This is a genomic window from Nanohaloarchaea archaeon SW_7_43_1 (assembly GCA_003009795.1).
Taxonomy (GTDB): domain Archaea; phylum Nanohalarchaeota; class Nanosalinia; order Nanosalinales; family Nanosalinaceae; genus SW-4-43-9.
In genome coordinates this window covers 38,630-62,633 of record PXPE01000001.1, presented here as the reverse complement: position 1 = coordinate 62,633, position 24,004 = coordinate 38,630, and the positions used below count along the sequence as shown (strand labels likewise).

The 24,004-nt window shown below is 41.7% G+C and carries 35 protein-coding genes; 14 read left to right on the top strand and 21 right to left on the bottom strand.

Going from position 1 to position 24,004, the window contains the following annotated elements; translation table 11 throughout:
• Nucleotides 1-40: 40 nt before the first annotated feature.
• From BRC29_00350 to BRC29_00340, 3 genes are all read right to left on the bottom strand, one after another.
• Nucleotides 41-1,144 (bottom strand): tyrosine--tRNA ligase, encoded by a 1,104-nt coding sequence (locus tag BRC29_00350; protein ID PSG98561.1) that lies wholly within the window; start codon nucleotides 1,142-1,144, stop codon nucleotides 41-43.
• A gap of 30 nt (nucleotides 1,145-1,174) precedes the next feature.
• Entirely contained in the window at nucleotides 1,175-2,200 is a 1,026-nt protein-coding gene (locus tag BRC29_00345; GenBank protein ID PSG98560.1) for a tyrosine--tRNA ligase, read from the bottom strand.
• A 99-nt stretch (nucleotides 2,201-2,299) separates the two neighbouring features.
• Nucleotides 2,300-2,821 carry a hypothetical protein gene (locus BRC29_00340; protein ID PSG98559.1) on the bottom strand — a complete coding sequence of 174 codons (522 nt, stop codon included), beginning with the start codon at nucleotides 2,819-2,821 and terminating at the stop codon, nucleotides 2,300-2,302.
• Between BRC29_00340 and BRC29_00335 the strand changes: the two genes are divergently transcribed.
• A complete protein-coding gene (locus BRC29_00335; protein ID PSG98558.1) occupies nucleotides 2,809-3,864 on the top strand; it encodes an RNA 3'-terminal phosphate cyclase in 1,056 nt (351 codons plus the stop codon). The two genes, BRC29_00340 and BRC29_00335, sit on opposite strands and share 13 nt — an antisense overlap.
• On the opposite strand, the gene BRC29_00330 is transcribed toward BRC29_00335, so the two are convergent.
• Complete coding sequence (locus BRC29_00330; protein PSG98557.1) at nucleotides 3,841-4,179, bottom strand: hypothetical protein; 339 nt, start codon at nucleotides 4,177-4,179, stop codon at nucleotides 3,841-3,843. The two genes, BRC29_00335 and BRC29_00330, sit on opposite strands and share 24 nt — an antisense overlap.
• A gap of 85 nt (nucleotides 4,180-4,264) precedes the next feature.
• On the opposite strand from BRC29_00330, the gene BRC29_00325 reads away from it, so the two are divergent.
• Both BRC29_00325 and BRC29_00320 read left to right on the top strand, forming a co-directional pair.
• Nucleotides 4,265-4,750 carry a hypothetical protein gene (locus tag BRC29_00325; protein ID PSG98556.1) on the top strand — a complete coding sequence of 162 codons (486 nt, stop codon included), beginning with the start codon at nucleotides 4,265-4,267 and terminating at the stop codon, nucleotides 4,748-4,750.
• A 95-nt stretch (nucleotides 4,751-4,845) separates the two neighbouring features.
• Nucleotides 4,846-5,643 carry a hypothetical protein gene (locus BRC29_00320; GenBank protein ID PSG98555.1) on the top strand — a complete coding sequence of 266 codons (798 nt, stop codon included), beginning with the start codon at nucleotides 4,846-4,848 and terminating at the stop codon, nucleotides 5,641-5,643.
• A 2-nt stretch (nucleotides 5,644-5,645) separates the two neighbouring features.
• On the opposite strand, the gene BRC29_00315 is transcribed toward BRC29_00320, so the two are convergent.
• Entirely contained in the window at nucleotides 5,646-6,059 is a 414-nt protein-coding gene (locus BRC29_00315; protein PSG98554.1) for a heat-shock protein, read from the bottom strand.
• A 38-nt stretch (nucleotides 6,060-6,097) separates the two neighbouring features.
• Complete coding sequence (locus BRC29_00310; GenBank protein PSG98553.1) at nucleotides 6,098-6,322, bottom strand: hypothetical protein; 225 nt, start codon at nucleotides 6,320-6,322, stop codon at nucleotides 6,098-6,100.
• A 13-nt stretch (nucleotides 6,323-6,335) separates the two neighbouring features.
• Between BRC29_00310 and BRC29_00305 the strand changes: the two genes are divergently transcribed.
• Genes BRC29_00305 through BRC29_00280 form a run of 6 tightly spaced genes read left to right on the top strand, consistent with a single transcriptional unit; the run spans nucleotide 6,336 to nucleotide 12,217 of the window.
• Entirely contained in the window at nucleotides 6,336-6,542 is a 207-nt protein-coding gene (locus BRC29_00305) for a hypothetical protein (protein ID PSG98552.1), read from the top strand.
• Entirely contained in the window at nucleotides 6,539-7,207 is a 669-nt protein-coding gene (locus tag BRC29_00300; protein PSG98551.1) for a macrolide ABC transporter ATP-binding protein, read from the top strand. Before BRC29_00305 ends, BRC29_00300 begins: the two co-directional genes overlap by 4 nt.
• A complete protein-coding gene (locus tag BRC29_00295) occupies nucleotides 7,207-8,391 on the top strand; it encodes a hypothetical protein (GenBank protein ID PSG98550.1) in 1,185 nt (394 codons plus the stop codon). The genes BRC29_00300 and BRC29_00295 overlap by 1 nt, the downstream gene beginning before the upstream one ends.
• 6 nt (nucleotides 8,392-8,397) lie before the next feature.
• Nucleotides 8,398-9,615: a hypothetical protein gene (locus BRC29_00290; GenBank protein ID PSG98549.1), complete on the top strand. Its 1,218-nt coding sequence runs from the start codon at nucleotides 8,398-8,400 to the stop codon at nucleotides 9,613-9,615.
• Entirely contained in the window at nucleotides 9,612-10,772 is a 1,161-nt protein-coding gene (locus tag BRC29_00285; protein ID PSG98548.1) for a hypothetical protein, read from the top strand. Before BRC29_00290 ends, BRC29_00285 begins: the two co-directional genes overlap by 4 nt.
• Before the next feature lie 35 nt (nucleotides 10,773-10,807).
• A complete protein-coding gene (locus tag BRC29_00280) occupies nucleotides 10,808-12,217 on the top strand; it encodes a cryptochrome/photolyase family protein (GenBank protein PSG98547.1) in 1,410 nt (469 codons plus the stop codon).
• Between the two features lie 22 nt (nucleotides 12,218-12,239).
• Here BRC29_00280 and BRC29_00275 read toward each other — a convergent pair whose 3' ends face one another.
• The 3 genes from BRC29_00275 to BRC29_00265 are packed head-to-tail and all read right to left on the bottom strand — an operon-like array spanning nucleotide 12,240 to nucleotide 13,790.
• The gene (locus BRC29_00275; protein ID PSG98546.1) at nucleotides 12,240-12,431 is read right to left on the bottom strand and encodes a hypothetical protein; all 192 of its coding nucleotides are present in this window, start codon (nucleotides 12,429-12,431) and stop codon (nucleotides 12,240-12,242) included.
• A 34-nt stretch (nucleotides 12,432-12,465) separates the two neighbouring features.
• Complete coding sequence (locus tag BRC29_00270) at nucleotides 12,466-13,074, bottom strand: hypothetical protein (GenBank protein PSG98545.1); 609 nt, start codon at nucleotides 13,072-13,074, stop codon at nucleotides 12,466-12,468.
• Nucleotides 13,075-13,076: 2 nt separating this feature from the next.
• Nucleotides 13,077-13,790 carry a DNA lyase gene (locus BRC29_00265; protein ID PSG98544.1) on the bottom strand — a complete coding sequence of 238 codons (714 nt, stop codon included), beginning with the start codon at nucleotides 13,788-13,790 and terminating at the stop codon, nucleotides 13,077-13,079.
• A gap of 417 nt (nucleotides 13,791-14,207) precedes the next feature.
• Between BRC29_00265 and BRC29_00260 the strand changes: the two genes are divergently transcribed.
• Nucleotides 14,208-14,726 carry a hypothetical protein gene (locus BRC29_00260; protein ID PSG98543.1) on the top strand — a complete coding sequence of 173 codons (519 nt, stop codon included), beginning with the start codon at nucleotides 14,208-14,210 and terminating at the stop codon, nucleotides 14,724-14,726.
• Complete coding sequence (locus BRC29_00255) at nucleotides 14,723-15,877, top strand: hypothetical protein (protein ID PSG98542.1); 1,155 nt, start codon at nucleotides 14,723-14,725, stop codon at nucleotides 15,875-15,877. The genes BRC29_00260 and BRC29_00255 overlap by 4 nt, the downstream gene beginning before the upstream one ends.
• Nucleotides 15,878-15,950: 73 nt before the next feature.
• Here the strand turns inward: BRC29_00255 and BRC29_00250 are convergent, their stop codons facing one another.
• The gene (locus BRC29_00250) at nucleotides 15,951-16,337 is read right to left on the bottom strand and encodes a hypothetical protein (protein ID PSG98541.1); all 387 of its coding nucleotides are present in this window, start codon (nucleotides 16,335-16,337) and stop codon (nucleotides 15,951-15,953) included.
• A 171-nt stretch (nucleotides 16,338-16,508) separates the two neighbouring features.
• Between BRC29_00250 and BRC29_00245 the strand changes: the two genes are divergently transcribed.
• Complete coding sequence (locus BRC29_00245; GenBank protein PSG98540.1) at nucleotides 16,509-16,964, top strand: hypothetical protein; 456 nt, start codon at nucleotides 16,509-16,511, stop codon at nucleotides 16,962-16,964.
• Nucleotides 16,965-17,170: 206 nt separating this feature from the next.
• Here BRC29_00245 and BRC29_00240 read toward each other — a convergent pair whose 3' ends face one another.
• A complete protein-coding gene (locus BRC29_00240; GenBank protein PSG98539.1) occupies nucleotides 17,171-17,530 on the bottom strand; it encodes a hypothetical protein in 360 nt (119 codons plus the stop codon).
• Between the two features lie 366 nt (nucleotides 17,531-17,896).
• Nucleotides 17,897-18,184, bottom strand: a complete 288-nt coding sequence (locus BRC29_00235; GenBank protein PSG98538.1) for a hypothetical protein — start codon at nucleotides 18,182-18,184, stop codon at nucleotides 17,897-17,899.
• An 86-nt stretch (nucleotides 18,185-18,270) separates the two neighbouring features.
• Here BRC29_00235 and BRC29_00230 point away from each other — a divergent pair, with 86 nt between their 5' ends.
• Nucleotides 18,271-18,555, top strand: a complete 285-nt coding sequence (locus BRC29_00230) for a hypothetical protein (GenBank protein PSG98537.1) — start codon at nucleotides 18,271-18,273, stop codon at nucleotides 18,553-18,555.
• A 755-nt stretch (nucleotides 18,556-19,310) separates the two neighbouring features.
• Here the strand turns inward: BRC29_00230 and BRC29_00225 are convergent.
• Complete coding sequence (locus tag BRC29_00225; GenBank protein PSG98536.1) at nucleotides 19,311-19,706, bottom strand: hypothetical protein; 396 nt, start codon at nucleotides 19,704-19,706, stop codon at nucleotides 19,311-19,313.
• 246 nt (nucleotides 19,707-19,952) lie between these two features.
• Here BRC29_00225 and BRC29_00220 point away from each other — a divergent pair, with 246 nt between their 5' ends.
• The gene (locus tag BRC29_00220; protein PSG98535.1) at nucleotides 19,953-20,291 is read left to right on the top strand and encodes a hypothetical protein; all 339 of its coding nucleotides are present in this window, start codon (nucleotides 19,953-19,955) and stop codon (nucleotides 20,289-20,291) included.
• Nucleotides 20,292-20,626: 335 nt separating this feature from the next.
• On the opposite strand, the gene BRC29_00215 is transcribed toward BRC29_00220, so the two are convergent.
• The 8 genes from BRC29_00215 to BRC29_00180 all read right to left on the bottom strand — a co-directional run bounded on the left by BRC29_00215 (nucleotide 20,627) and on the right by BRC29_00180 (nucleotide 23,944).
• Entirely contained in the window at nucleotides 20,627-21,034 is a 408-nt protein-coding gene (locus tag BRC29_00215) for a hypothetical protein (GenBank protein ID PSG98534.1), read from the bottom strand.
• A 6-nt stretch (nucleotides 21,035-21,040) separates the two neighbouring features.
• Complete coding sequence (locus tag BRC29_00210; GenBank protein PSG98533.1) at nucleotides 21,041-21,334, bottom strand: hypothetical protein; 294 nt, start codon at nucleotides 21,332-21,334, stop codon at nucleotides 21,041-21,043.
• A gap of 237 nt (nucleotides 21,335-21,571) precedes the next feature.
• Nucleotides 21,572-21,928: a hypothetical protein gene (locus BRC29_00205; GenBank protein PSG98532.1), complete on the bottom strand. Its 357-nt coding sequence runs from the start codon at nucleotides 21,926-21,928 to the stop codon at nucleotides 21,572-21,574.
• 14 nt (nucleotides 21,929-21,942) lie between these two features.
• Nucleotides 21,943-22,263 (bottom strand): hypothetical protein, encoded by a 321-nt coding sequence (locus BRC29_00200; protein PSG98531.1) that lies wholly within the window; start codon nucleotides 22,261-22,263, stop codon nucleotides 21,943-21,945.
• A gap of 166 nt (nucleotides 22,264-22,429) precedes the next feature.
• Nucleotides 22,430-22,777, bottom strand: coding sequence for a hypothetical protein (locus BRC29_00195; GenBank protein PSG98530.1), 348 nt, complete (start codon nucleotides 22,775-22,777; stop codon nucleotides 22,430-22,432).
• The gene (locus BRC29_00190) at nucleotides 22,761-23,006 is read right to left on the bottom strand and encodes a hypothetical protein (GenBank protein ID PSG98529.1); all 246 of its coding nucleotides are present in this window, start codon (nucleotides 23,004-23,006) and stop codon (nucleotides 22,761-22,763) included. Before BRC29_00190 ends, BRC29_00195 begins: the two co-directional genes overlap by 17 nt.
• Before the next feature lie 229 nt (nucleotides 23,007-23,235).
• Nucleotides 23,236-23,709 (bottom strand): DUF3368 domain-containing protein, encoded by a 474-nt coding sequence (locus tag BRC29_00185; protein PSG98528.1) that lies wholly within the window; start codon nucleotides 23,707-23,709, stop codon nucleotides 23,236-23,238.
• Nucleotides 23,696-23,944 carry a hypothetical protein gene (locus tag BRC29_00180; GenBank protein PSG98527.1) on the bottom strand — a complete coding sequence of 83 codons (249 nt, stop codon included), beginning with the start codon at nucleotides 23,942-23,944 and terminating at the stop codon, nucleotides 23,696-23,698. The genes BRC29_00185 and BRC29_00180 overlap by 14 nt, the downstream gene beginning before the upstream one ends.
• Nucleotides 23,945-24,004: the final 60 nt, after the last annotated feature.

Here is a 24,004-nt window from a genome sequence, read left to right as displayed (position 1 = left end):
TAGAACGGTCATAGTTTCTCTGAATTTGATCTACCTTTGTTTATTCGACATACTCCGGCAGGTCATATCCCATTTCGGAAACCGGTTCGAGAAGCCTAGGTTCATCCTTGAATCTTTCTCTTACAGGTTCAAGCTTTCCTGCTATCTCCTCTCCGACAGCGTTTTTGGCGTCCTGAGGGTGAAGTTCGTCTTCTCTAATATCGCCGTAAAGTTCTTCCATGCTTGAATACTGTTCATCCACATCATACTCCTCAGTAAGAACATGGAGATCTCGGTCAGCGCCGAAGATAAATCTATCCGCTATCTGCATCACAGGGTTTTCATCTATTCCCTCTGGATATTCATCTAGAGCTTCAGTATCGAAGTAGGCGCCTGAAATCCTGTCTTTGATCGTTTCTTCTGTTGCATGAAGAGGAAACATTGTCTCAGGTTTGGAAGAGCTCATCTTTGTTCCCTCACCTTTTAGAGAAGTCAATAGCGGATAATGTAGGACCGCCGGTTTGCTGTATCCTATTTCCGGTAGCTTGTCCCGTGCCAGTTTCATATGTATTCCTCTTTGATCGGTGCCTCCCATCGCCAGGTCAACATCAAGATGTGGAACATCAAGTGCCTGCATCAACGGGTAAAGAGCATTCTGTGCTACTGTTAGAGAGGCATCGTCAGCTATATCTCCCATTGAATCGGAGGCTCTGTTCATTTTTACTTTGTTTCCGAACTCTATAACGTCGTTGAGGTAGTCCGGGTCTTTCTGGAAATCTGTTCCCTTTACAAACTCTGCATCAAGACCTAGTGATTCGAATGTTGCCTGCCAGTATTCGGTCATTCCGTCTATCCATTCCCGGGTTTCCTCATCGTTCCATTCATTTTTTCCTTTGTTGTTTAACTCTGTGTGTCTGTCCGCCCAGAGTACAACAGGTTCGTATCCGGCTTTCTGCACATCAAGAAGTTTTTGTACAGAAGTCATGTGGCCTAGATGTACAGGTCCTGAAGTCTCATATCCTACATAGGCTCTAGGATCTTTTTCTCCGGAAGCCTCAGCATTTTCCAGCTGATTCCGGACCTCTTCAAGTTTTACAACTTCGTCAGTGTTTCGATTAACTAGATCTATTCTATCTTCCAACAGAATTCCCTCCCGATAAATTATTGGGGATAAAGAGTTAAATCTCTGTTCTGGTTACTGCTGATATTCCGGCTTCTCATGCCCGATCTCTTCCAAGCATTCAAGTAATTCTGGATCCTGTTTGAATCTTTCTCTAACAGGTTCCAGTTTTCCAGCTATATGATCTGCTACTGAATTTTTCAGATCCTGTGGGTGGAGATCTTCTGACTTGAAGTCTTCTTTCAATGTCTCAAGACTGTCATATGTATGGTCTCCTCCGTACTCGTCAGGTCTTTCGATATCTAGTTCTTCATCATCCCCGAAGATATGGAACCTTGCTACCTGGATAATAGGGTTTTCCTCAGTTTCCCCCTGAGGACAGTAAGCGTCTTTGATTCTTTCTTTTATGGTCTCCTCTGATGCGTGTAACGGGAACATGGTCTCCGGCTGTGAGGAAGACATCTTATCTCCGCCTGTAAGTGAGACAACCAGCGGATGGTGGAGGCATGTTGGCTTCCTGTATCCGATCTTTGGCAGGGCCTCACGGGCCAGCATATGTATTTTCCGTTGGTCTGTCGCTCCCATAGCCAGGTCAACGTCAAGATACTCGATGTCGAGTGCTTGCATTAATGGGTAGATTATCTGGCTGACCGCTCTTGAGTCGTCGTCTCCTGATGCGACTTCGCTCATTGATCGCTGTCCGCGGTTGATAGTAGTATTCAGTGACATTTCAAGGACGTCGTGGAAGTACTCTGTCTTCTCCTGGAAACCTCTACCTCTATGGAATTCTGCGTCAAGGCCTAATGCTTTGAAGGTGGCCTCCCAGTACTCTGTCATGGCCTGAATCCATTGCTCCTCTCCCTTCTTGTTTAGGTATGTATGAAGGTCGGCGAAAAGAACCTTAAGGTTAAAACCGGCCTTCTGGAGGTCGCTGAGCTTTCTGATGGAAGCCCAGTGTCCGAGATGTACAGGTCCGGATGTTTCGTAGCCCACGTATGTATTTGGTTCGTCTTTCTCCTCAAGAATTTGGTCAAGTTCTTCCTCCTGTACGATTTCAGATGTGTTCCGTAGAACTACTTGTTTCCGCTCTTCCTTGTTCATCATGGAAGAATAAGGCTCTAAGAGTTAAAACGCTTGTTATTTTTGACAGTCTCTGATAGTTCTCAGCGGCTTTACCTTGAAGGTATGTTGTAAAGAACTCTAAGGTGAGCTTAGTTCGGCTACATCAGCACTTAAAGCATGTTTGAGTTCTTCAGGGTCTACGGTAACTCCTACTACTCTAGAGCCAGCAGCCGGTTTCACTTCTTCATGTTCAAGGATCGATCTCTCCATGAAAGTAGATATATCAAGATCGAAAGGTGAAACTCCCCCGATTATATATCCTGTATTCTCCTTTACTTCATCAGGATTAGCCATCCTGACATTTTCTCCAGTTATTTCCTCAAGTTTCTGCTCTGAGACACGTTTGTCGCCTGGACAGAGAACTGCTACAAATTCTTCTCCTGCTTTGAATATAAGGGTCTTTACAATCTTCTCCTCCTCTATTCCTACATTTTCAGCTGATTCTTCTACAGTCTCGGATTTGGCGTGAACCATAAACTCGTTGTCCAGATCTTTCTCTCTGCAGAAATTGATTACTCTTCTCACATTTTCCAGATCTTCCTCTATGAATTTTAGGAACTGTTCTAGTTCTTTCGGAGACTGTGTGAATGCGTCGGTCATTGATGTTAAATCATTCCGCTTCCACTTTTTTATCCATGATCGAGATAGATGGGAGGAAAGGCGGAGGACAGATGATGAGAACAGCCCTTGCACTCTCCGTGATAAGAGGAGAGGATTTCCGCATGAAAAATATCAGAGGTAATAGGTCAGATCCGGGGCTGAAAAACCAGCACCTTGAATGTGTCAGATCCGCTGCGAGAATATCGGGTGCAGAGGTTAAGGGCGGTGAGATTGGCTCGGAAGAGCTTATTTTTCAGCCTCAGGAGTTAGACGCTAACCCATTTACCTCAAACATTGGAACTGCAGGTAGTATAACACTGTTATATGATACTGTTCTCCCGTTAACCTCACAGCTTGACTCCGGTTTTCGTTTAACTGCTAAAGGAGGAACTGATGTGAAATGGTCCCCGACCTTTGCATATCTGAAACATGTTAAGCTTCCGCTTTTACGGAAATTTGGCTTTTCGGGCGACTTAGGTTTGAAAAGTACAGGCTATTATCCTTCTGGGGGCGGTGAGGCAGAACTTGAGACAGAAAAACATTCTTTAGAGCAGATAGAATTGACTGAGAGGGGAAAACTAGAGAGGTTTGAGATATATTCGAAGGCGTCCAGGGAGCTGGGGGAACAGCAAGTGGCAGATCGCCAGGCAGATGAAGCCGCTAGAAAACTGAAAAACTCTCATGTCTCCGTGCCCATAGGCAAACAAGTTAACTATGAGGAAACAGATTCAACAGGTTCTTCGCTGCTGGTGAAAGCAGTGTATGAGAACTCTGTAGCGGGTTTTGATGCTATTGGTGAAAAAGGAAAGAGATCTGAAGGAGTTGCTGGAGAGGCAGTCCGGGAGTTTAAGAAGTTTCATTCCTCGGGGGCAGCTGTCGATGAATTCATGGCTGATCAGCTTCTCGTTTTCATGGCGATAGTTGGAGGAGAGATAAAGATTCCCGAGATCAGTTCTCATGTAGAAACGAATCTGGAGGTTATCAAGAAGTTTGGCTACCAGGTTGAGTTTGAAGAAGGATCAAAAACAGTAATCAGATTCTAATTCTTCGTAAATTTCTTCCATCGAATGTTTCAAACCCTTCATCTCGTGTCGGAAGTTTCTCTCCGGTTTTTCACCATTCATATTTCTAAGTGATTCTATCAGGTCGTCAGGGTTCTCATAGCCTAGTTCCCTGAAATGGTTATCTACATGTTTTCCGTCACCATACCGCCATATCTGAAAGGCGAAGCTCCGGCCGTCTTCCTCTTTATTAAGCATGTAAGAGGTTCTCTCAAGATTTATCCTCTCTTTCCTCTTTGACTTAATGGTCTTCTCTAGATCTTCTATCATATACTCGAGGTTCTGAAGCCTTGACACAAGAATTGACTCGACCTGAAAAGTTAAATCCGGTTTGTATTTCCCTCTGAAATAAATTAGTTGAGATCAAATCACATTCTAAACCATGCATAAAAACCAAAGCCTAAATGATAAGCTGGAGAATGGCCGTGTATGGCTTGAGTACAAGTCTTTCAAGGATAACAGTTATGGCGTTCTCTTCAAGGATGTTTGTAACGTGGAGGACTATCCTGTAGATATGGGAAAGGTTGATTTCAAGAACAAAGAGATTGTATCTGAGTGGTTCTACACCAACCCAAAAGAGAAGGAAGAAGCTGAAGAGGCCAAAAATGTGTTTTCACATCTCTTGGATCAAAACTTTTTGGAAGAAAGAGAAGGATGGAAGCACAAGACCCGGCTTACGGATGATATGCAGGTTTCCTACAGTGTGATGGATACGGCGCCATATGTAGGAGGAAAAGTCTTGAAAGACGACCAGAGAGACATAGATGAGAAGCTTGAGAACTTTTCTGAAGGAGTTTTCAATCCAATTTTATCCTCTTCACAGAACTATGAAACCATCTGGGTAGAAGGCGAGAACGTCTTCAGTTAAATTAATTAATGCCCGGTCAGAATTGTTTGATATAATGTTTGATGCATCCGAAGGCTGTCAAAACCCGATCTACTTATCAAATGATGTGCCTGAGGATGCTTTCTGAGCATCTTATTTCTGGTTCAAATCAAGCTGATGATTTCGCTATCCCTATAGAGGAGGTTCCCTCCGATTTGATGGAAGATATAGCAAGGCGGAGAAACCTGAAAAGTGAGTACTTACCCGAAGGCACGGATGTCCGTTACTGGGAGATAGAGAACTCCCTGGAAAAATCTGATGATAGACGTGATCATGGAAGGGTGTTGGATGCTGCTATCCAGGAAGCTATAGAGCTATATGATGATAGATCGTGGGATATAGTGCTTTCTAACGTTGATTATGATATAAGAGATATTTCGGAGAAAAGCGATTTCGAGAACCGTTCCAATAAATGGTATTACGGCGAGATAGATCTTATGCTGGTTGATCTGGATGAGCAATGGGTTAGAGCATATGAGGCCAAGCCTCACCGTGGAAGACCACAGGATCATAATGGTCGACTGGTTTACGAGGCACCGACACATGAGGAAAAAGCTGAAGAGCAGTTCAGACGTCAGTCCTTCGCGTTCGATCTTCTGAATGAGGAGCTGGAGGATTTTGAGATGCATTATGTGCCTGAAGATGATATTTATGAGACCGAGCTTGATCCCCGGATGGAGATACCTGATAGATGGGAGGGAAGTTATTACTGGACTGATGAAGCTAAAGACAAAACTCTCGAGTCAGAGGCCGCCCTAAGCTTTATCTCAGAGTTTGTGTTGCCGGAGAATCCGATGATATTTGCTCCGGAAAATGAGTTTGAAAGAAAGGAAATTGATGATGGCGAGTTTATAGCAGAGTTTCTTGATAGCTGATTTTAATCTATTTCGACATCCCAGTTCTCGTTTTCAGATTCCTTCTCTGCCTCAACTTTCAGAACCCCGTCAGAATAGTCGGCGGAAACCGATTTGGGGTCTACTTCTTTCGGCCATGCAACTTTTCTCCTGTACCTTCTGGAGGTTCTTTCTTTCCTGATATATTTCTCGTTTTCCTCCTTAATTTCTTCCTTTGATTCGGCTGAGATTTCTAGCCCATTTCTGTCCGCTTTTAGGTTGATGTTTTCTTTCTGGACGCCGGGTATATCTGCGCTGATAATTACTTTTCCATCCTCTTCTTTCATGTTGATTGGCATCTTTCCTCCGATATCGGTGATATCCTGGAACTGGTTGAACATCTTCTGCATATGGCCAACAACATCGTCAATACCGTCACGTCGATCAAGTCTTCTCATCTCAATTTACCTATTTCACAGTGTGTCAGTAAAATTTTTTATTTTTGCTGTTTGTCCGAGACTTCCTTCAGAAAGTCTATCTGTTCGTGGACCTCGTTAAGAATTTCCTCGACCTTCTCCTGTTTCTCCCGTGTGGTTGGATCGTTTTCGTCTTTCACTGATTCAAACTCTTGTTCAAGAAAATTGATTTCACCTTCCAGTTCATCAACTATTTCCTGTTCAGGAGTTTCGTCTTCCATAACAAGCTTTTTCTTCTCAAGCAATTAAAACAGTTACATGAGGAAACAGAAAGTCCTGGAGACCGCTCAAGAAATTATTGAGGATGGGAGAAAGCCATCTGTCGAGGTGATATCCTCGGAACTTGATTTCGATCCCGGAAGCGTCCACAGATGCCTGAACGCATTGGAGAAGGAGAAAGAGGTAGAAACCTACTCAAAAGAAGTGTTTGGCAACAAGATGAGAATGGTTGGTGTGAAAAGATGATAATATCACTTCAAGAAGTCGCGAAGATATACGAGATGGGAGATACAACTGTAGAAGCGGTCTCTGAAGCCGATGTAGAGATAGAAAAGGAAGAGTTTGTCGCTGTCATGGGGCCTTCAGGATCCGGGAAGTCAACCCTTATGAACATGATAGGAGCACTGGATACTCCTACATCAGGAGAAGTAATGATAGACGGAGAGAAAATATCGGGTTTTGGTAGCGATGAACTCGCCTTGTTGAGAAGTAAGAAGATAGGTTTCGTGTTCCAGCAGTTCAACCTTATCCCAAGCATGAACGCAGCAGAGAATGTGGCGTTGCCGATGCTTTTCCGTGGAATAGGAAAGAAAGAGAGGATCGGGAGAGCTGAGAATCTTCTTGAAAGAGTGGGGCTCGGGGATAGAACAGGTTTCATGCCTTCGGAACTCTCTGGCGGTCAGAGACAGAGAGTATCAATCGCCCGATCTCTAGCTAATGATCCTGATGTTATTCTCGCGGATGAACCGACAGGCAATCTTGATACTGAGACAGGCGAGAAGATCATGGCTCTGTTGACCGATTTGAATGAAGAAGGAAAAACGATTGTAATGGTTACTCACGACGAGAAAGATGCGGAGTATGCCGACAGGATAATAAATATCGTAGACGGAGGAGTAGGTGTAGAGTAATGAAGAAAATCGTTCTGTTTCTGGTAATATTTTTTGCCGTTCCGTCACTGAGCTCTGCTCAGGGCTCGTCAACAAATCTCGAGTTGAACATTACACAGACGGAGCCTGTACCTCTTCAGGCCGGAGAATATGCCGATTTATGGATAAGAGTGACCAATACGGGAAATTCTGATGCAGAAGATGCAGAAGTAGAAATAGTTGATGAGTTCCCGTTTCACATGGACGATCGGAAGAAAAACTGGAAATTCGGCGAAATAAATTCTGGTGAAAGATACCAGTTTAGAGCGAAGGTGAGAGTTGATGAAAATGCTGTTTTTGGAGAGAATGATCTGAAGTTCAGAGTCTCATCGGGAAACCAGAATACCTCATACACGGAAACAATACCTCTGGAGGTCAGAACGGATGATAGATCACTTATAATATCTGAACTGGATTACCCGGAGAGAGTTGAGCCTGGAAGCTCCTCAGAAATGAATTTGACGCTGGAGAATCTTGCAAACTCTCGGTTCCGGAATATAGACGTATCACTGCATGCATCGGATATTCCCGTAGCTACAAGAGAGACAAACCGGAAGAGAATAAGGTCCCTGGGTCCTAAAAGCTCCGAGAACATCAGCTATACACTTAATATCGATAGTGATGCAGAAAACCAGCTTCACAAACTTCCAATCGAGATAAACTATCAGAACCAGGCAGGACAGGAGTTCACGGTAACTGAAAATACTGGTGTAAACGTTGGCGGGCACCCGAACATTGATGTCGATATAGACTCCTCAGAGGTTAGAACATCGGGTACAGGAACTGTGACATTCAGAGTGATAAACAGAGGCCAGGGACAGGCACGTTTCGCCGAAATAAATCTTGAGGAAACGGATAGATACGATATTATCTCACAGGACTCGATATACCTTGGCTCAATGATCGCCGATGACTACCAGACAGCGGAGTTCGACGTGTACGTAAATGAGGGAGAAGGAAATATTGTGTTCCCTGTAACCGTCGACTACCGTAGCGGGGAAGGCGATCAGAATAGGGAGTTTGAGGTGGAGAACGAGCTTTACTCAAGCTCACAGCTTGATAGGTACGGCATGAGTAAAAACGGTTCATCTTGGATTATTATCCCCGTGGTTCTCGTGGTTCTGGGCTGCGCAGTTTATGTATGGAGAAGAAGGAGAGAGAAGTGATTAAAGTTGATCCTCGACCTGTTCGAGCTATCCGGTAAAAACCTTCTTAGAAGAGGTAAGAGATCGTGGCTCACTGTTATCGGTATAGTTGTAGGCATAACCGCTATCGTAACACTTTTCTCCCTGAGCCAGGGCTTGGAACAATCTATCAACCAGGAGTTTGACAGCCTGGGAGCTAACGTTATCTATGTATTTCCCGGATCCGGTCTCGGAGGTTTCACTCCCTCTCCTGAACAATCTGGCAGCCTTGATAACTCTGACCTCGAGACAGTTCGAAACAGTAGAGGAGTGAGCGAGGCAGGTCCGACAATATTCCAGCCTTACCCTGGAGAGTTCAGTGGAGATCAGGGAACAGTCTCAATTATTGGTATTCCAACTGATTCCTCTCAGGAACTGGTGATGAGATCAAACAACTTCAACGTAGAGAGAGGCCGTGAACTAAGACAGACTGATACGTTCTCAGGATTAGCCGGATCATCACTCAGGAACGCTGATACATTCGAGGATGAAGTAGGGCTTAGAGATCAGGTAAGACTCAGGGAATCGGATATAAGGGTTGTAGGTCTTCTGGAACAGACAGGCAATCCGACCAATGATCAGGGAGTAGTCGTACCTATTGAGACAGCCAGGGATATTCTTGAAGCAGATGACAGAATTGATTTCATAGTCGTAGAGCCACAGAACGGTCAGGAACCGTCTGAGGTATCGGAAAATATTGAGGAAAGATTAAGACAGGAAAGAGGTATACAGGAGGGGGAAGAGGAGTTTACTGTCTCGACTGCTGATGATCTTCTGGAGTCGTTCTTCAGTATACTTGGAGTAGTTCAGACAGTTGTAATCGGTATTGTATCAATCGCTCTTCTTGTCGGTGGACTGGGAATAATGAATACTATGTACATGTCGGTAAGTGAGAGAACAAAGGAGATCGGCATTATGAAGTCGATAGGCGCTACCGAAAAACAGATACTTACAATCTATCTCATAGAATCCGGTATTATAGGCCTTATCGGAGGCTTAATAGGTACTCTGGTCGGCCTAGGGTTAAGCGAGGTTGCTTTTTACCTGGTTAGAAACCTTTCCGGGATACCGATCTACCCGGCTAGATCATTATCTCTTGTCATAAGCGCTCTCGGAATATCGTTTGTTCTCGGAGTACTTTCCGGTTATCTTCCTGCTAGAAAAGCTGCGAAACTTGAACCTGTGGAGGCTATAAGACAGGAATGATACTGGGATTGTTCAAACTGGCGTTGAGAAATACCCTCCGGAGAGGGAAGAAATCCTGGATAACAGTGATAGGAGTATTTATCGGTATAGCTGCGGTAGTATCACTTGTCTCTCTCGGACAGGGACTGGAGGCTGCTATCTCCCAGGAGTTCAAAGGCCTTGGTGCTGACAATGTGTATATAAGCGGGAATTTGGATGATTCCAACCTGGAGACAGTTCGGAGAACTAGAGGCGTTGACGAGGCAGGTGGAATATATCTGGAGACTGAAAAGATAGAGTTCAGAGGGAAAACTACTTCCCTGACTTTTGCAGGTCTGGAGCTTTCCCATGTAGACATGATTGTAAACTCTCAGGGCTGGACCGTTGAAGAGGGAAGAATGCTTAAATCGGTCGATAGGAACAGTATCATACTGGGATCGAATGTCCGTGACAGTTTTGAAACCGATCCAGAGATAAGAAGCCAGCTGGATATAGAGGATACAAGGTTCAGGGTTATAGGTTTCTTTTCAGCCGGGGATCCGCAGTTCCAGAGCTCTGCAGTTACAGGTTTGGATACTGCCCGTGGTTTAGTTGGAGCAGAAGACGAGCTTTCAAGGATAATTGTAAAGGTTCAGCCAGGTTTCGACAGGCAGGAGGTTATCTCCGATATTGAGGAAAATCTGAGGCAGCAGAAAGACCTTAGAGAAGGAAACGAAGATTTTGATATCCGGACACCTCAGGATATCCGGGAATCCCTGACAAATACAGTCGGTATCGTCCAGGGAATAGTTGTCGGTCTGGCATCAGTTGCTTTACTGGTCGGTGGAATCGGTATAATGAATACGATGTATATGTCAATCAATGAAAGAACCCGGGAAATCGGAGTGCTTAAAGCTGTAGGGGCTTCGAAGCGACAGATACAGACACTTTTCCTTCTGGAAGCCGGTTTGATAGGTCTTGTAGGCGGTCTAATAGGTGTCGGTATAGGCGTTCTGATGAGTGAAATAACTGTTTTCTACACAGCAGACCTTGGAAATCTGAGGATTGCCAGAGGCTACGGCCCAACTCTTATTATCGGCTCTCTGTTTTTCTCCACTTTGATAGGTTTGATATCCGGTTATGTCCCCTCTCGAAAAGCTTCAAAACTGGAGCCAGCCGACGCTTTGAGATACGAGTAATTACATTCTTAACTCTGTACAAACCTGTTTGACATATGGTTAGAATAATTCTCCCAAACCAGCTTTTCGGTGAGAAAATCGATGAGGAAAGTTATCTATTGGAGCATCCAAAGTATTTCACAAATTTTGATTTCCATAAACAGAAACTGATGCTTCACAGAGCCTCCATGAAATCATACAGTGAGGAAAACTCGATTGATAACTACATAGAATTTGATCAAGACCTTGAGAAACCTTTCAAAGAAAACGATGAAGTAGAAGTTTACAGACCAGAGGATAGAGAAATCAGGAACTGGTTGCAGAAAATGGCTGGAAAACATGATGTAAAGCTGGAGATACAGGAATCACCGATGTTTGTAACTTCTATGGACTGGAACCGGGATTACTTCTCGGATAACAGATTCTTCCAGCTAGATTACTATAAGAAACAGAGAAAAAGACTGGACATACTAGTTGATGAAGAAGGCAAACCGGAAGGCGGTAAATGGAGTTTCGATCCTGAAAACAGGGAGAAAATGCCGGAAGATGAAGAACCTCCTGAAATACCGCAGTTCGATTCACACCATATTGAAGAAGCTCAGGATTATGTTGAGGAAAACTTCCCGGACAATCCCGGAAAGACCGAGAACTTTTTCTGGCCGGTGACTCGAGAACAGGCAGTTGAGAATCTTAATGACTTTCTTGAAAACAGACTGGAGAAGTTTGGAAAGTACCAGGATGCCTTCGACTCAGATCTCAAATTCGGTTATCATTCGCTTCTATCCTCATCACTAAACATTGGACTCATTACTCCGGAAGAGGTAGTTGAGAAAACACTGGAGAAACACGAGGAAAAGGATTATCCTATGAACTCGCTAGAAGGCTTTGTAAGGCAGATAATAGGATGGAGAGAATATTTGAGAGCGGTTTACCATTTGAAACCGGAGATGCCGGATAGGGATTACTGGAACAATGAAGACCAAATCCCGGAAGAGTTTTACACAGGTGAAACAGGTATAACGCCGGTAGATGACTCAGTTATGAATGCTGTAAATAATGCATACTGCCATCATATCGAGCGTTTGATGGTTCTCGGTAACATGATGCTGTTACTGGAGATTGATCCTGATGAGGTATACCGTTGGTTTATGGAGATGTTTATCGACTCATATGAATGGGTTATGGTTCCAAATATATACGGAATGAGTCAGTACTCTGATCCTGAAATCATGACAAAACCATACATTTCCTCAAGCAACTATATCAAAAAGATGAGCCATTACTCCGGTGACTGGGAGGAAACATGGGACGGCCTCTACTGGAACTTCATCTCAGAACACAAAGAAAAAGTATCAGAGATCAACCGGATGGGTTTCATGACCTCAACACTCGAAAGAATGAATGAAGAAACAGTTGAAGAACATAAGGAAAACGCTGAAGCATTTAGGCAGGATCTGGACATGTAATTTAAGAAGAAAGAATTGGTTCTCATTTTTCAGCGTAGTAATGGCTGAAGAATCCTGAGAAGAAGCTGGCGAATCCTACAGCGGTCAAAGCCCAGTCAAGTTCGAATGTCGGGTACACCCAAGCTACCCCATAAGTTATGGCTAGTGATATCACAAGGCTGGCAACTCCGCTGATAAACTCACCTTTCAAATCGTATAATTTGTCCATATCCATAATTTTTTCTTTACCGATTTATAGATTTTATCCTTCATCTTACTTCGAATACGTTTTTTCCGGGTCTACGCCATTCTCTATCTCCATCTTCCTTAGGGTAACCAATCGGTATCAGAAGTACAGGTCTTTCGGAGTCTTTGAGGTCCAGCTTCTCGGATAGTTTTTCCTGGCTGAAGCCTCTTACAGGGCACGATCCGATTCCCTGAGTCTTACAAGCGAGCATGAAGAATGTGGCCGGTATCATAGTATTTCTGGTCAGCCAGCCAGTTATGAATTCCTCGTCTCTATTTTTGTATCTCTCATACATTTGCCTAAGATTTCCTGCTTTCTCATCATCTATCTTTCCTTCCTCTAACTTTTGTTTCAGTACTTGGTCTGCATTCACATCTATTTCTTCATCTCCGATAAGTATGACAATGTTTTCCGCATACTGTATCCAGCGGTTGATCGGTATCGCAGAACTGACGGCTTTATCTTTTGCTTGTTCGGAGCCAAGAACGATAAACCTGTAAGGCTGAAGATTGAACGCTGTCGGTGCATTCGTCGTCAGTCTGAAGATTTTCTCCAGTTTCTCCTCCTCTACTTCTTTATCTGTGAATTTCTTGACCGAGAACCAGTTCTCTATCGCGTCTTCAGTATTCATTTTCAGGCTTTTTCGGGATATTCTTCAGGATCTAGGTCCCCGGTTTTGACTTTCTGATAGTAGCTGCAGTATTTTTTCAATTTCGTGTCCTCACATGTTGGTTTTCTGGCTGTACAGTTGTTTTTTCCATGCTCTATTAGAACCATATGGAAACTGTTTTTGATTTCATGTGGAACCGATTCGTTAAGCAGCTCGTGAGCTTTTTTATTGGATGTTGAGAAAGGAATCAGTCTGAAACGTTTTGCCAGTCTTTCAACATGGGTGTCGACAGGTATAACATCGGCATCAAAGTGAAAATTGAGTAATATGCTGGCGGTTTTAGGCCCGATACCTTTGATCTCTTCCAGCCATGCCTGTGCTTCCGAGTCTTTCATGCTTCCGAGGAACTTAACTGAGTAACTTTCCGAACTTTCCTGCTCTCGCAGTGCTTTCAAGGTTCTTTGAATCCTCTCTGCTTTAGTTTCCGGTAGTCCGGCGGGATTGATTGAATCTGCGAGCGATTCTATGGACGTTTCCTCGATCTCCTCATAATTTTTGAAATCGTTGAAAAGATTTTCCGCTGCTCTCGCAGTGTTTTCATCCGCTACGTTCTGTGATAGAATAGTTATGAGTAACTGTCTGACGCCGTCTTCGCTTTGCCAGTCCTGTTTCCCATAGACATCAACTAAGTCTTGGTGAATATCTCTAATCCGTTGTTCTGAGTTATTTATCTCCAATTTTTACTCCTCCATCAGAAAGTACTTTCATAAATAGAAACACAACTGTGAACAATAAAATAGTTGTCCGGAAGAAAATTTAACCCCATGGTGTCGTCAGATTTACAAACTTCTCTTCGGCATATTATGGCATGAATAAGTTCTCTAGGGATAGAAAGGATCTTAATCTTTCAGAAGAGGAGCTTCAAAGAAGAGAGAAAAAGAATTTGGAGCGTTTGAAGAAAAAAGTTGAACTATACATTACTGAAATTGATTCTTAATCTCTGAATTATTTTTATTCATCAGTTTGAGTGCTCTTTCCTGACTGCTGCCGTTTTCACGAATTTTCTGACTGTGACAAACCTTTCTTATTACTTGTAACAGATTGCCCAAACCGGTCTCGAAAATTTTACATGTATATCTGGCTAAATAGTTAACATGATCAGAGAATATGCGCCTGTAGGTTTGATTCCTGCGGCGTGGGCGATGACTTTTGGGACCATTATCTATCCGGGTCTAGATACTTACTGGATCCAGCATATGCATTACTTTGTGATTTTCTTTCTCTCAGGGTTTACAGCTCTATCCTGGAAAGAGATGGACTCGCCGGTACTCGGTATTTGGAGGAATGTGATTGCAGCCGGAATTATATTTACAGGTCTTGGAGCCCTTTCATTCGTTTTTACATCTTACAGCTCTGTTCTAGGTTTTCTTTCACTTAGTTACTGGTTCCTTGCGCCGGGGACAGCACTTTATTTTTCCTCAAGACACATGGATAAGTATTCGAAGCTTTACCAGTGGTTAGCAGGGAAGTCAGCGATAAGTTATGTAATCCTGGTTTTAGGTCTCTATACTGAAGTGACGTCTCTCCAAGTGATTTCATTCGCTGGAATTGCAGTTGTCCAGGCAGCCAGCATCACGACAGCTTCGAGACTTGATGAACAGGAACAATCATGATAAAGACTCTCGCCAACAAAGGTACCGACTTTGAAGATTTGATAGCCTATGAGTTTTTCAAGAACTTTGCTCTTTCAATGCTAGGTATCTTCATTCCAATACTGATATACTCCGAGACCGGGAGTTTGTTGATGCCGGCTCTTTATCTGGTAGCTAAAGGCTTGACAGGTTTCATAGCCGCTTTCCCTATCATGAAGATGATTAACAAGTATGGTTTCCGATCAGGCCTATATACCTCCTATCTATTTCTTCTTCCTGCGATCCTGCTGATATACTTCCTGGACCCCGGTATCTATGTGACTTTGACAGTTGCGTTTCTCTATTCGATCGGAGCAGCTTTACATGTTGAAAGCATGAACCTTGAGTTCGTGGAGGACTCATCAAGAGAGGATAGAGAAGTGGAGGCAGCCCATTTAATGTCACTTCCTAATATCGGGAGGCTTCTAGGCCCAGTGGTGGGAGGCATTGTATCAGCTTTCGGAGGTTTCCAGACGATGCTGGCGGTTGCTTTCGTATCAGTTGCTATTTCCGTAGTTCCGGCAGGATCAATCACCATTAAGAAGGAGACAGCAGATCTGAAATGGAGGTCTTTACTGGATAGAGAGTACCTCAAGTTTTCACCAATCTTTGTTTCCAGAGGAATACAGGGATATGCAGCGGTAGCAATTTTCTCTTTGTTTACATACATATTTGTTGCAGGAAGTATCTCCTCAGGTCTAGTAAGGTCTTTTGATACCGTAGGATTTATGATAATGGCTTACCTCTCAGGTTACATCTCCTCAAAATACAGTAGAAGCAAAATCATACTCACAGGAGCATTTCTAGCCGGAATAATCTATCTTTTCAGGATAGTGGTTTCAAGTCCTTCAGAGGCATTCATACTATCAATAGCAGGAGGCCTCGCGTTCAAGTTATACGATATACCGTTGTTCTCTAAATACGCTGATGGAGCTGAAGATAATGAGGTAAGAAGCTTCTATGCCTCCAAAAAAATGTTTAACTCGTTTGGAAAGATTATAGCAGCCACTACATTCATAACTGCATTCATGGTTTCAACTGAAAGAATGGCTTTTAACGCGGTTTTTGTACTTTCCGGGTTAAGCGCTTTACTTATGATGGCAGGTAACAGAATCTCAGGTGAAGAAAAGTAAGTATTCTTTTGATACAGGTTAACGTAGGCCTCGAAGTAAGGTTAAACGTTTCTCGCTTATGAGGAGTTGAATATCAGTCTACATAATTTATTATGCCCGGAGCAGCATCAGGAAAATTCTCCACATTTCTGGCTTTCCATTCAATCTTTAGTTCTTCTTCCAGTTCATCTGCTTTATCTCTGTCAAATTCAGTGAGATCATACGCATCTACTTCACTACCTTGTTTCCTGATGAAACCAAGTTTCCCCATGCCAGATAAAATAGCTTCAGCATAATCCAGGTCGTACCCTAGATCTGTATCTCTGTCTTTGAGTGTCCTGTAGAAACCTGTAGGCTTACATTCCCTCAAATCAATTTCCACTAAATACTCACGTACATCATTGAACGTATCATTCAGCTTATTATACTCTTCTTCCGTTAGTTCATTCAACGCGGCATTATAGAAACTCGATTCTGTCACAGAAAATTATTACCTACAAATTATTTATCTCTTTCTCCGATATTGGATCAGTTTTGAATATTTAATGAATCAATGTTGTTTCTGAGGGTATCTTCCCGTCTCCAGCAATAAGTATCAAGAATGCTCTAATCTGCATGTTAGTATATCAATGAGTTGACCTAAATAGGAAATATGGAGAAATCAGATTTTGATACTTTAGAGGTATTTGATAGTGCTATCTTTTTAGAAATAGCTTTAGATAAAGAAAAAGCTTCGGAGGCTCGCTCTAAACTTTATGAGGTAAAAAATAATTCCAATAGGTTACCCGCTACCACACATGATGTTTTAGGAGAGGTTAACGATGCTTTACATGACGAGGAACTCTTTGATAGTATTAATGAAAGGGAACAAGCTTTATTAAACTTTAAAAGGGCTTATGGGCAAAATGAACTATTTTTATTGACTCCAAAACCTCCAAATCTTATAGAGTCTATGAAAGAAGTTTTGAAAATTGATAATAGGGTTGATGACGACAGAACCGACTTTTACATAGTCAGCAAGGCAGTATGCGAAGATGCAGATGTAATTCATACTATAGGAGAATTTGACTGGAGTTTGAAAGATTTAACAGATGTAGAAAGAGTTTAGACTGTTCTTCTTTCCCTAACCTTTTCTAGGATTTCTCTGGTGGATAGATCCTCATATTCTTCAGATAGCTGAACCGACTTTCTGTCTCTTCTCTCCATAAGGTCACACCACATGGACTATATCACAGCACATACTTAATATATTTTTCCCGAAATAAGCTCTTCCCGAATTGAGGACTATACTCTCCGGTAACTGCCAAAATTTTTCTAACTGACGTTATAGATTCCAGGTATAATATCTTCGGCCGGTAATGTTGCCTGTAGTGTGTCTTTGCTTTCAGCTTCCTCTACTTCTTCCATTAACTGTTTGTAATCCTCTTCATTGAACTGCTCTAACTCGTATTCCTCTTTCAGGCTGGCACTGTAAGTGCTCAGGTAGTTGAAGCTCTCCAGTGTTTCAAGGCTTTCCTTTACCTTTGATCTATTGTAACTGTTGGTTTCCTCATTGTTTTCCAATTCCCTGCATACGCCGTCAATACTGCTCTGGTACAGATCAATTTCTACAAGTGCTTTTCCCAGGTCTTCACAGGTCTCCACCAAAGTATCATACCTATCCTTGTTCTTCATCCTCAACCAATTAAACCGATTAGTTTGTTGTGGCACTTCACTTTTATTGTGTCCAAATTATTTATTTGAGGTGGGTATAAGTCTCCACAATTTATAGTTCATTTTCCTTATATCAGGGTTCTACCGCTAAAGAAGCACATAGAATTGAGGATAGTTCTAAGACTTTTGACGATATTGTTCAATCCGCTCTCGGATAGATTCTTCATCACTAAGAGTTTCACCGTCTCTGGCCTGTCTAAGAGACTCCTTTGTTCCTTCAATTAGTTCCTCCAAACTTAAATCCATTTGTTCAGTAACTTCTGGCACATTTACTCACCTGATTTCAAATTTAGATGCCAGCTTTAATACAGGTTTCCACATTAAGCCCTAGTCTAGCATGTTGATTACATAGCTTGGCACTTCGTCCTCGATTAAATCTACTACTTCGGAGATAGAGTTAGGATTGATTGAAATACAGTTTTTCCCTTTATGATATTCTATTAGCCCGTCTTTATGCATTTCATCTAGAATACCTTCAAGTTCTCCTCTTGCATGTCCGGGTATTCTGCTGTAAGCTTTTTCTTTAGGTATGTAGTCCATCCCTATTTTTGTTTTTCTGCCTAATTTGGCCAGTATAGCTATCTTCTTGCCTTCTCTGTCTAGAGAATCATTCATGACATCTTACCAGCGTTTTTCTTACCATACATTGAATGTGTCAAGTTAACCACAGTTATAAAAAGTTCGTTCGTTGATACACATCCATGAACCAAATCTTGAATCCGACCATCGAGAAGATTATGGATGTCCTTTTAGACCATCCAAATGTAGGGTATTCAAAGAAAGAGCTAGCAGAAGCAGCAGGAATATCCAGATCAGCTCTTTACAACTCGTGGGATACATTAGAAGAAAACAAAATAGTTAAGAAGAAAAAGAAATACGGCGGAACAACCCTTTATCGCCTAAACCCTGATTCAGATCTTGTTAATCACTTAGGCAGAATAATAGACGCAGATATTAAAGTAGAAAAGGAGAAGATTGAGGCTTAATATTTTTAATGAGGAAAATGGCGGCAGAATTAATCGGAATGTTCGCAAAAAACTCCATCAACGTTCTTCTTGAATCCCTTCAGGTCTCTCTCAAATCTATGCATCAGGTATTCAAGAGAGAAGTCCTCTGATGGGTCATTAGTGGCCTTTTCTGGCATGATACTAGATTACATAAATGTTATGAGAAGTGACAACTAATACATTTTTCTACATTAAGCCCTATCTTCTTCACATTACCTATTTTCTTCTTCTGTTGGGATTGTCACTAGAACGTTTGCGTCCACGATGATTTTCATTCTTGTTTCCTTAAGTTTTTACCTCAAGGACTTGAAAACCTCTTTTTCATCATCTAAACTAGAACCCTCTTCATCTACAACCAGATTTAGAAGTTCTGGTGAAATGCTGCCTTTCTCAATCCGTGATAAAGCTACCTCTCTCACAAAATTACCTGTATCATCAGAGTCCAAATTTTTGGGATTCATTAATTTCATCTACTCTAAACCGTGTTTCTCTGCTATTCCTTCTTTTATCTTTTCGCTGATCTCTTGTGCATCATCTGCTGTGAGCTTACTTTTAGATGCTATTGAGTCTGCTAGTTCAAGTCTATTCATATTCTCGCTCCTTGAGTTTTCTTATTTCTTCTACCGAGTCTATCTCTAGGTCTGAGAATCTTCCGGCCAGTACATCTCCCAGTTTTCTCTTGTTCTCACCTTTTCTGGTGAACTCCGCAACATCATCAGCGTAAATACCCATTTCTATAACCATAATATGTTTCTTGAATATGTTAAAAATATCGGTACATTGGTAGTGAAAAAATTAGATAGAACATATTCGACAAAAATGTTGGTATTAATCAGATAACTACGATCTCCACTCATTTGCTTTCTCCTCAAGCTCTGTCGAAGATAAATCTGTATTGCTGTTTTTACATCCTCTGAATCAAACTCTGAACTATATCTTAATGCATTGACTAACTCAGTTAAAATAAGATCGGGAAGTACTATGTCTATTTCATCTTCCAGATACATTTCTCTTATTTCAAGAGATTTGTCTGTTAAATCCTCTTCAGAAAACCATTTTACAACGACTGATGCATCAAGTACAACTATCTCTTTTTCCGCCGTTTCTGAATCTCTTCCTCTCCATTCCAGTCACTATTTTTACTTCTTAGTTTATCCTGTGTGGCCACTGCTTCTTTAATCCCCGATCGATTCTTTAACGATCTGCCAATATCATGGTTTTCTGCATTCATACTATTCAGTGACTTGCTTGAGCTATAAATAATTTCGGCCAGAAAGCAAGAAAGAATGATTTTAGCTCTATTAATCTTTGAAGAGACCTATTTAGCAGATATTCGTTTTTTACTGTTATTAATGAGATCAACTTAAGTACTTTATATGGAGATAGAAGTTACTGAGAGAGCTATGAAGGATCTTGTTGAACTTCCGGATGAAGTAGGAGATACCTATCTCAGTAAGAAAGACGCTATTGAGAAGAATCTTAGTTTGGGGGCCTCTCCTAGACAGGCTTTCGATAAGTTTCTCTCAGTGAATATGAATCCTGTTCTCCAGATAAACTTAGGTAGAGATTATAGAGCCTGGTTTGTAGAAGGAGGTTATGTTGAGGAACTTGAAGACGATACTATCTACGGTTGGAGAGTATTAACCAAGAAAGAAGCCAAAAAGCTGACAGGGAAGATTAGAGATCCTCTTTCAATTTTTCGATCCGGGCTCTGATAGAAGATTTATCTGACTCAGTATTTCCTTCAATCATATCTTGAGCGCCTTCTTTCATCTCTTCCATTAGTTCCTCAATACTTTTGTCCTCTCTTTCTACAGTTTCAATCATAAGATTTTTATTGAGGTTCAGACTTAAACTCTTTTCGGCCAGTTTTAGAGAAAATATAAGGAAAAATTGAGGGGTTGGGTCTGTTACCCTGCAGCTTTTCTTGGGAAGCGGAAGTTGTCACGGTGTGTTGACTTCCCAGCTAGGTCTTTTTCGTCATCAGCGTAATTGCTGATAAAGCTTGACAGATTTATTGATCATTTAATCCTAATTCCTCTCTTTCTTTCTAAGAAAAAATGTAATTATCTTTAACCCGTATTTTATCTGCTATTTCCCGTGTTTTCTCAGAGCCTACTTCTTTTTCTACAAATTTTGGAAATCCGGGTACCGTAACTGGTTTCAAATTCAATTCTTCGGCTTTTCCACAAGCTTTTCGATCGTTCATGAGAATCAGATCTTCTTTTGTTGCCAGAGATATTACTGCTCTTTCTCCTTCCCCTAGATTTAAATCCTGTATCGGCTTGGTATTTCTTACTTCTATTCTATTGTCGAATCTTCTGCCTAGTTCTTCTAGAATCTCTTCTTCTACCTGTTTCGGTATCACAATTTTATTCTCATCAAAGATATCAAGAATAATATCAACTGATTTTGCTTTCAGAAAAGCACCTAGAAAATCTGTATCTGCTACTAGCATAATGCCTCAACCGCTGTAATCGGCAATATTCTTGACCGATTGATCTAGAGAACCTGATTCTCTCTCAATGTTTTCCTCTTTAAGTATTTCTTTGAACTCTTTCCGTTCCATACCTGCAATCTCTACAGCTCTATCTAATGAGATCCTGTTATCCCTGTAAAGTGCGATGGCTAAATCCTTTCTAATATCAGGTCTTGCAGCTAATAATGTATCGACAGCAACGTCCATAAGCTCTCCCTCGTCACTGAAACCAAGTTCGTCTGCCATTTCAGTCGCTCTTTCCCTAGTATCTGTAGTCATGGAAAAAATTTCCTCTAGAATAATAAATCAGTTTTGGTCAGAAAAATATGAAAGAAAATTGACGGGTTGAGCCCGTTAATCTGTTTTTTTTTATTTTTGTCTCCCAGCTTATTTTCCTTGGTGTTTATAGATTTTTGAGTTTGAAGTTAATTTTTCGGTTGTCTTTTTGCTCTATTAGTTTGATAGAGTTTTTGAGTTCTTCCTTGGATGTTATTTCTTTTTTGTGTAGTAGTTTTGCTAGGTTGTTGAAGGCTTGTGTTTGAACATTTGTTTTTCTGCGTATCTGGATGCTTTTTGGTCCATTGTGAAGAAGATTGCGTCTCTTGATTTTGCCATTGCTATGGCTTCCAGTTCTCCTTTGTCTACTGTTTGTTCGTTGAACCATTCTCGGTACTGTTTCCTTTCTTTTTTATTAGGAGTTTCAGTATTGATTTTGTCGAATATTCTACTCGGGTATCCGTAGCCGTGCTCTATCGGTTTTCCTAGCTCTTCCTTAATCTTTGGAGTTATTACCACTTTATGGTTTTTGAAAAGTTTCAGTGTTTCATCCAGTAGTTTGCCTTTGGCCAGAACACTAGCTGCATCTGTGTCCATTATCAACATCGGGGTTAAAGCCTCTCTTCAACTGCTTCCTTTTCTTCCTCGTCTCCTTTGTTGGTCTTGACCGTGATACCTCTTTCGTTGAGTTCTTCCTTGTAGTTTTCTAGATTCATTTCTGCGAGTTCTGCAGCTCTCATGAGGGATACTTTTCCGTTTTTGTAGAGTTCTACGGTTGTACGTATACGTTTTTCAGGATTCTTTCTCAGGAAGGTTCTAAACGCGTCTCTCATGACGTCGCTCCGAGAACTGTATTCCCCTGATTCAACCAAAACATCTATTTCGTCCCTCATAGTTTCAGGTATGCTGAAGGATGTGCTTGCACTTGACATATTCTTAACAATAGTTAGCAATATTTAATAACTTTTCGATCTCTGGGTAAGTGTTTTCTGCATTTTTCGGTCAGGTTTAGAGAGAAAAATACAAGAGAAATAACGGGTCAAGCACACGAATCTAAGGCTTTTGCTTCCCTACTGGGAAGCGGATGCCATTACTTGTTTAGATCGGTCTTACCTTTGTGCTGTCTTCTTTCGCTACTACTAGATTATCTTCCAGTTTTTCTCTGTGATCGGCTAGTACTTGTTCTGTAATCTTTATCTTGTTCTGCGGTGTTTCTAGTTTGAGTCTTAGCAGGAGTATTCCTTTGGCTTCCCGACCGTCTTTGACCGCTAGCTGTCCGAAGTCTTTGTCGTTGGTTACTATAATCCTGTCTTCTCGCCTCGCTTTCTTAATTATTTCGCTGTCGGAGGCGCCCAACATCTCTTCGCCCACGAAAACGGTGTCGTAATCTTCATTTAGGAAATCTGCAACCTTCTTACCTGTGCTTTCATCAACTATGAATTTCAAGGTCGTCTCCCCCTGTCTTGAAGACGGATTCCTCCTCCAGGGTTTCTGCGGCGTAATCTAGTGCAGCGTTGACATCCTCTTTTTCAATTGCAGGGTATTCCTCAAGTAGATCCTCTGCCGTCATTCCTTGGGAGAGGAGCTCCACAATCTTGTGTACTGGTATCCGGGTGCCCCTGATAACCGGTTTACCGGTCATCACTTCTGGGTCTATCTCTATTCTCTCGTTCATGAATATATAATGAGCTATCATCCATAAATCAGTTTCGGTAGTGCTGGAGAAAGAGAAAATAGAAAAGGAAAAATGACGGGTTGAGCCCGTTAATCTACAACTTCTTTTCTTCCTCGAGTTAGATCAACCATGTAACAAAGCACTAATCTCGGATGCGGGTTGTGCGAATAGGGTTTGGAAGCTTTTTCTCAATTCCGCAAAGAATTAAGGTAGCGAGAGGAAATTCCTTTTAGATAATATTCCTATAAAGTTCTTCCGAAATCCAGAATCCTTCATCTTTGAGATTGTCCAGATCTTGCTTTAAGTCTATTTTTTCGTTTTTGCTGGCTTTAATTAATACTCCTATTACTCCTGTTGCTTCAAGATTGTGTTTCCGGGCTGTTTGCCTTCCCTCTTTTTCATCTAATAATACAAGATCGGCATTTGACTTTATTGCATGAGTGATGGCTGCTGATTCGCCTTTGTCTAGTTTTTGTCTTAGCTCTGTGTAGAGACTTTCTTCTTCTACTTTAACTATTTCAATAAGAATACCTTTTCTGTTATCAAGGAGATCTTTACCTTTTTCTCCTTCTTGTATCTCTTCCCATACTTGCTCTGGAACCCTTATCTTTCCGAACTGCGCTTCAAGAAGTTCAAGTCTATCAATGAAAGCAAGATTCAGCAATGGAGAAGTGTCCGAGACAACTATATTATTTCTGGCCATATTCCAGATCCTCTTCAAGCTCTTCCTCAGTATAATGTCTTTCTATCCCTCTTTCACCAAGTTCTCTGTGAAATTCTTCTTTTGACATTCCCGCAAGTTGTCTAGCCTTACCAAAAGAAAGAGCTCCTCGGTTGTAAAGAGATAAAGCTAGTTCCTGCCGTATTTCTCTCTCTTTCTCTCGCTCCGGTATCTTTATCGAATCGAAAACATCTTGAGGAATATCCACTTCTGACATAACTTTTGTCTTCGTCTTGAATATCTTAAAAATATCGGTGCGCTAGTCATGGAAAAGTCA

Coding starts and splice junctions, on each gene's coding strand:
- BRC29_00345 (PSG98560.1), bottom strand. CDS start 2,200: ATGAACAAGGAAGAGCGGAAACAAGTAGTTCTACGGAACACATCTGAA.
- BRC29_00335 (PSG98558.1), top strand. CDS start 2,809: ATGCGTCGGTCATTGATGTTAAATCATTCCGCTTCCACTTTTTTATCC.
- BRC29_00340 (PSG98559.1), bottom strand. CDS start 2,821: ATGACCGACGCATTCACACAGTCTCCGAAAGAACTAGAACAGTTCCTA.
- BRC29_00325 (PSG98556.1), top strand. CDS start 4,265: ATGCATAAAAACCAAAGCCTAAATGATAAGCTGGAGAATGGCCGTGTA.
- BRC29_00320 (PSG98555.1), top strand. CDS start 4,846: ATGCTTTCTGAGCATCTTATTTCTGGTTCAAATCAAGCTGATGATTTC.
- BRC29_00315 (PSG98554.1), bottom strand. CDS start 6,059: ATGAGAAGACTTGATCGACGTGACGGTATTGACGATGTTGTTGGCCAT.
- BRC29_00305 (PSG98552.1), top strand. CDS start 6,336: ATGAGGAAACAGAAAGTCCTGGAGACCGCTCAAGAAATTATTGAGGAT.
- BRC29_00300 (PSG98551.1), top strand. CDS start 6,539: ATGATAATATCACTTCAAGAAGTCGCGAAGATATACGAGATGGGAGAT.
- BRC29_00295 (PSG98550.1), top strand. CDS start 7,207: ATGAAGAAAATCGTTCTGTTTCTGGTAATATTTTTTGCCGTTCCGTCA.
- BRC29_00285 (PSG98548.1), top strand. CDS start 9,612: ATGATACTGGGATTGTTCAAACTGGCGTTGAGAAATACCCTCCGGAGA.
- BRC29_00280 (PSG98547.1), top strand. CDS start 10,808: ATGGTTAGAATAATTCTCCCAAACCAGCTTTTCGGTGAGAAAATCGAT.
- BRC29_00275 (PSG98546.1), bottom strand. CDS start 12,431: ATGGATATGGACAAATTATACGATTTGAAAGGTGAGTTTATCAGCGGA.
- BRC29_00270 (PSG98545.1), bottom strand. CDS start 13,074: ATGAATACTGAAGACGCGATAGAGAACTGGTTCTCGGTCAAGAAATTC.
- BRC29_00260 (PSG98543.1), top strand. CDS start 14,208: ATGATCAGAGAATATGCGCCTGTAGGTTTGATTCCTGCGGCGTGGGCG.
- BRC29_00255 (PSG98542.1), top strand. CDS start 14,723: ATGATAAAGACTCTCGCCAACAAAGGTACCGACTTTGAAGATTTGATA.
- BRC29_00245 (PSG98540.1), top strand. CDS start 16,509: ATGGAGAAATCAGATTTTGATACTTTAGAGGTATTTGATAGTGCTATC.
- BRC29_00240 (PSG98539.1), bottom strand. CDS start 17,530: ATGAAGAACAAGGATAGGTATGATACTTTGGTGGAGACCTGTGAAGAC.
- BRC29_00235 (PSG98538.1), bottom strand. CDS start 18,184: ATGAATGATTCTCTAGACAGAGAAGGCAAGAAGATAGCTATACTGGCC.
- BRC29_00230 (PSG98537.1), top strand. CDS start 18,271: ATGAACCAAATCTTGAATCCGACCATCGAGAAGATTATGGATGTCCTT.
- BRC29_00220 (PSG98535.1), top strand. CDS start 19,953: ATGGAGATAGAAGTTACTGAGAGAGCTATGAAGGATCTTGTTGAACTT.
- BRC29_00215 (PSG98534.1), bottom strand. CDS start 21,034: ATGCTAGTAGCAGATACAGATTTTCTAGGTGCTTTTCTGAAAGCAAAA.
- BRC29_00210 (PSG98533.1), bottom strand. CDS start 21,334: ATGACTACAGATACTAGGGAAAGAGCGACTGAAATGGCAGACGAACTT.
- BRC29_00205 (PSG98532.1), bottom strand. CDS start 21,928: ATGGACACAGATGCAGCTAGTGTTCTGGCCAAAGGCAAACTACTGGAT.
- BRC29_00200 (PSG98531.1), bottom strand. CDS start 22,263: ATGTCAAGTGCAAGCACATCCTTCAGCATACCTGAAACTATGAGGGAC.
- BRC29_00190 (PSG98529.1), bottom strand. CDS start 23,006: ATGAACGAGAGAATAGAGATAGACCCAGAAGTGATGACCGGTAAACCG.
- BRC29_00185 (PSG98528.1), bottom strand. CDS start 23,709: ATGGCCAGAAATAATATAGTTGTCTCGGACACTTCTCCATTGCTGAAT.
- BRC29_00180 (PSG98527.1), bottom strand. CDS start 23,944: ATGTCAGAAGTGGATATTCCTCAAGATGTTTTCGATTCGATAAAGATA.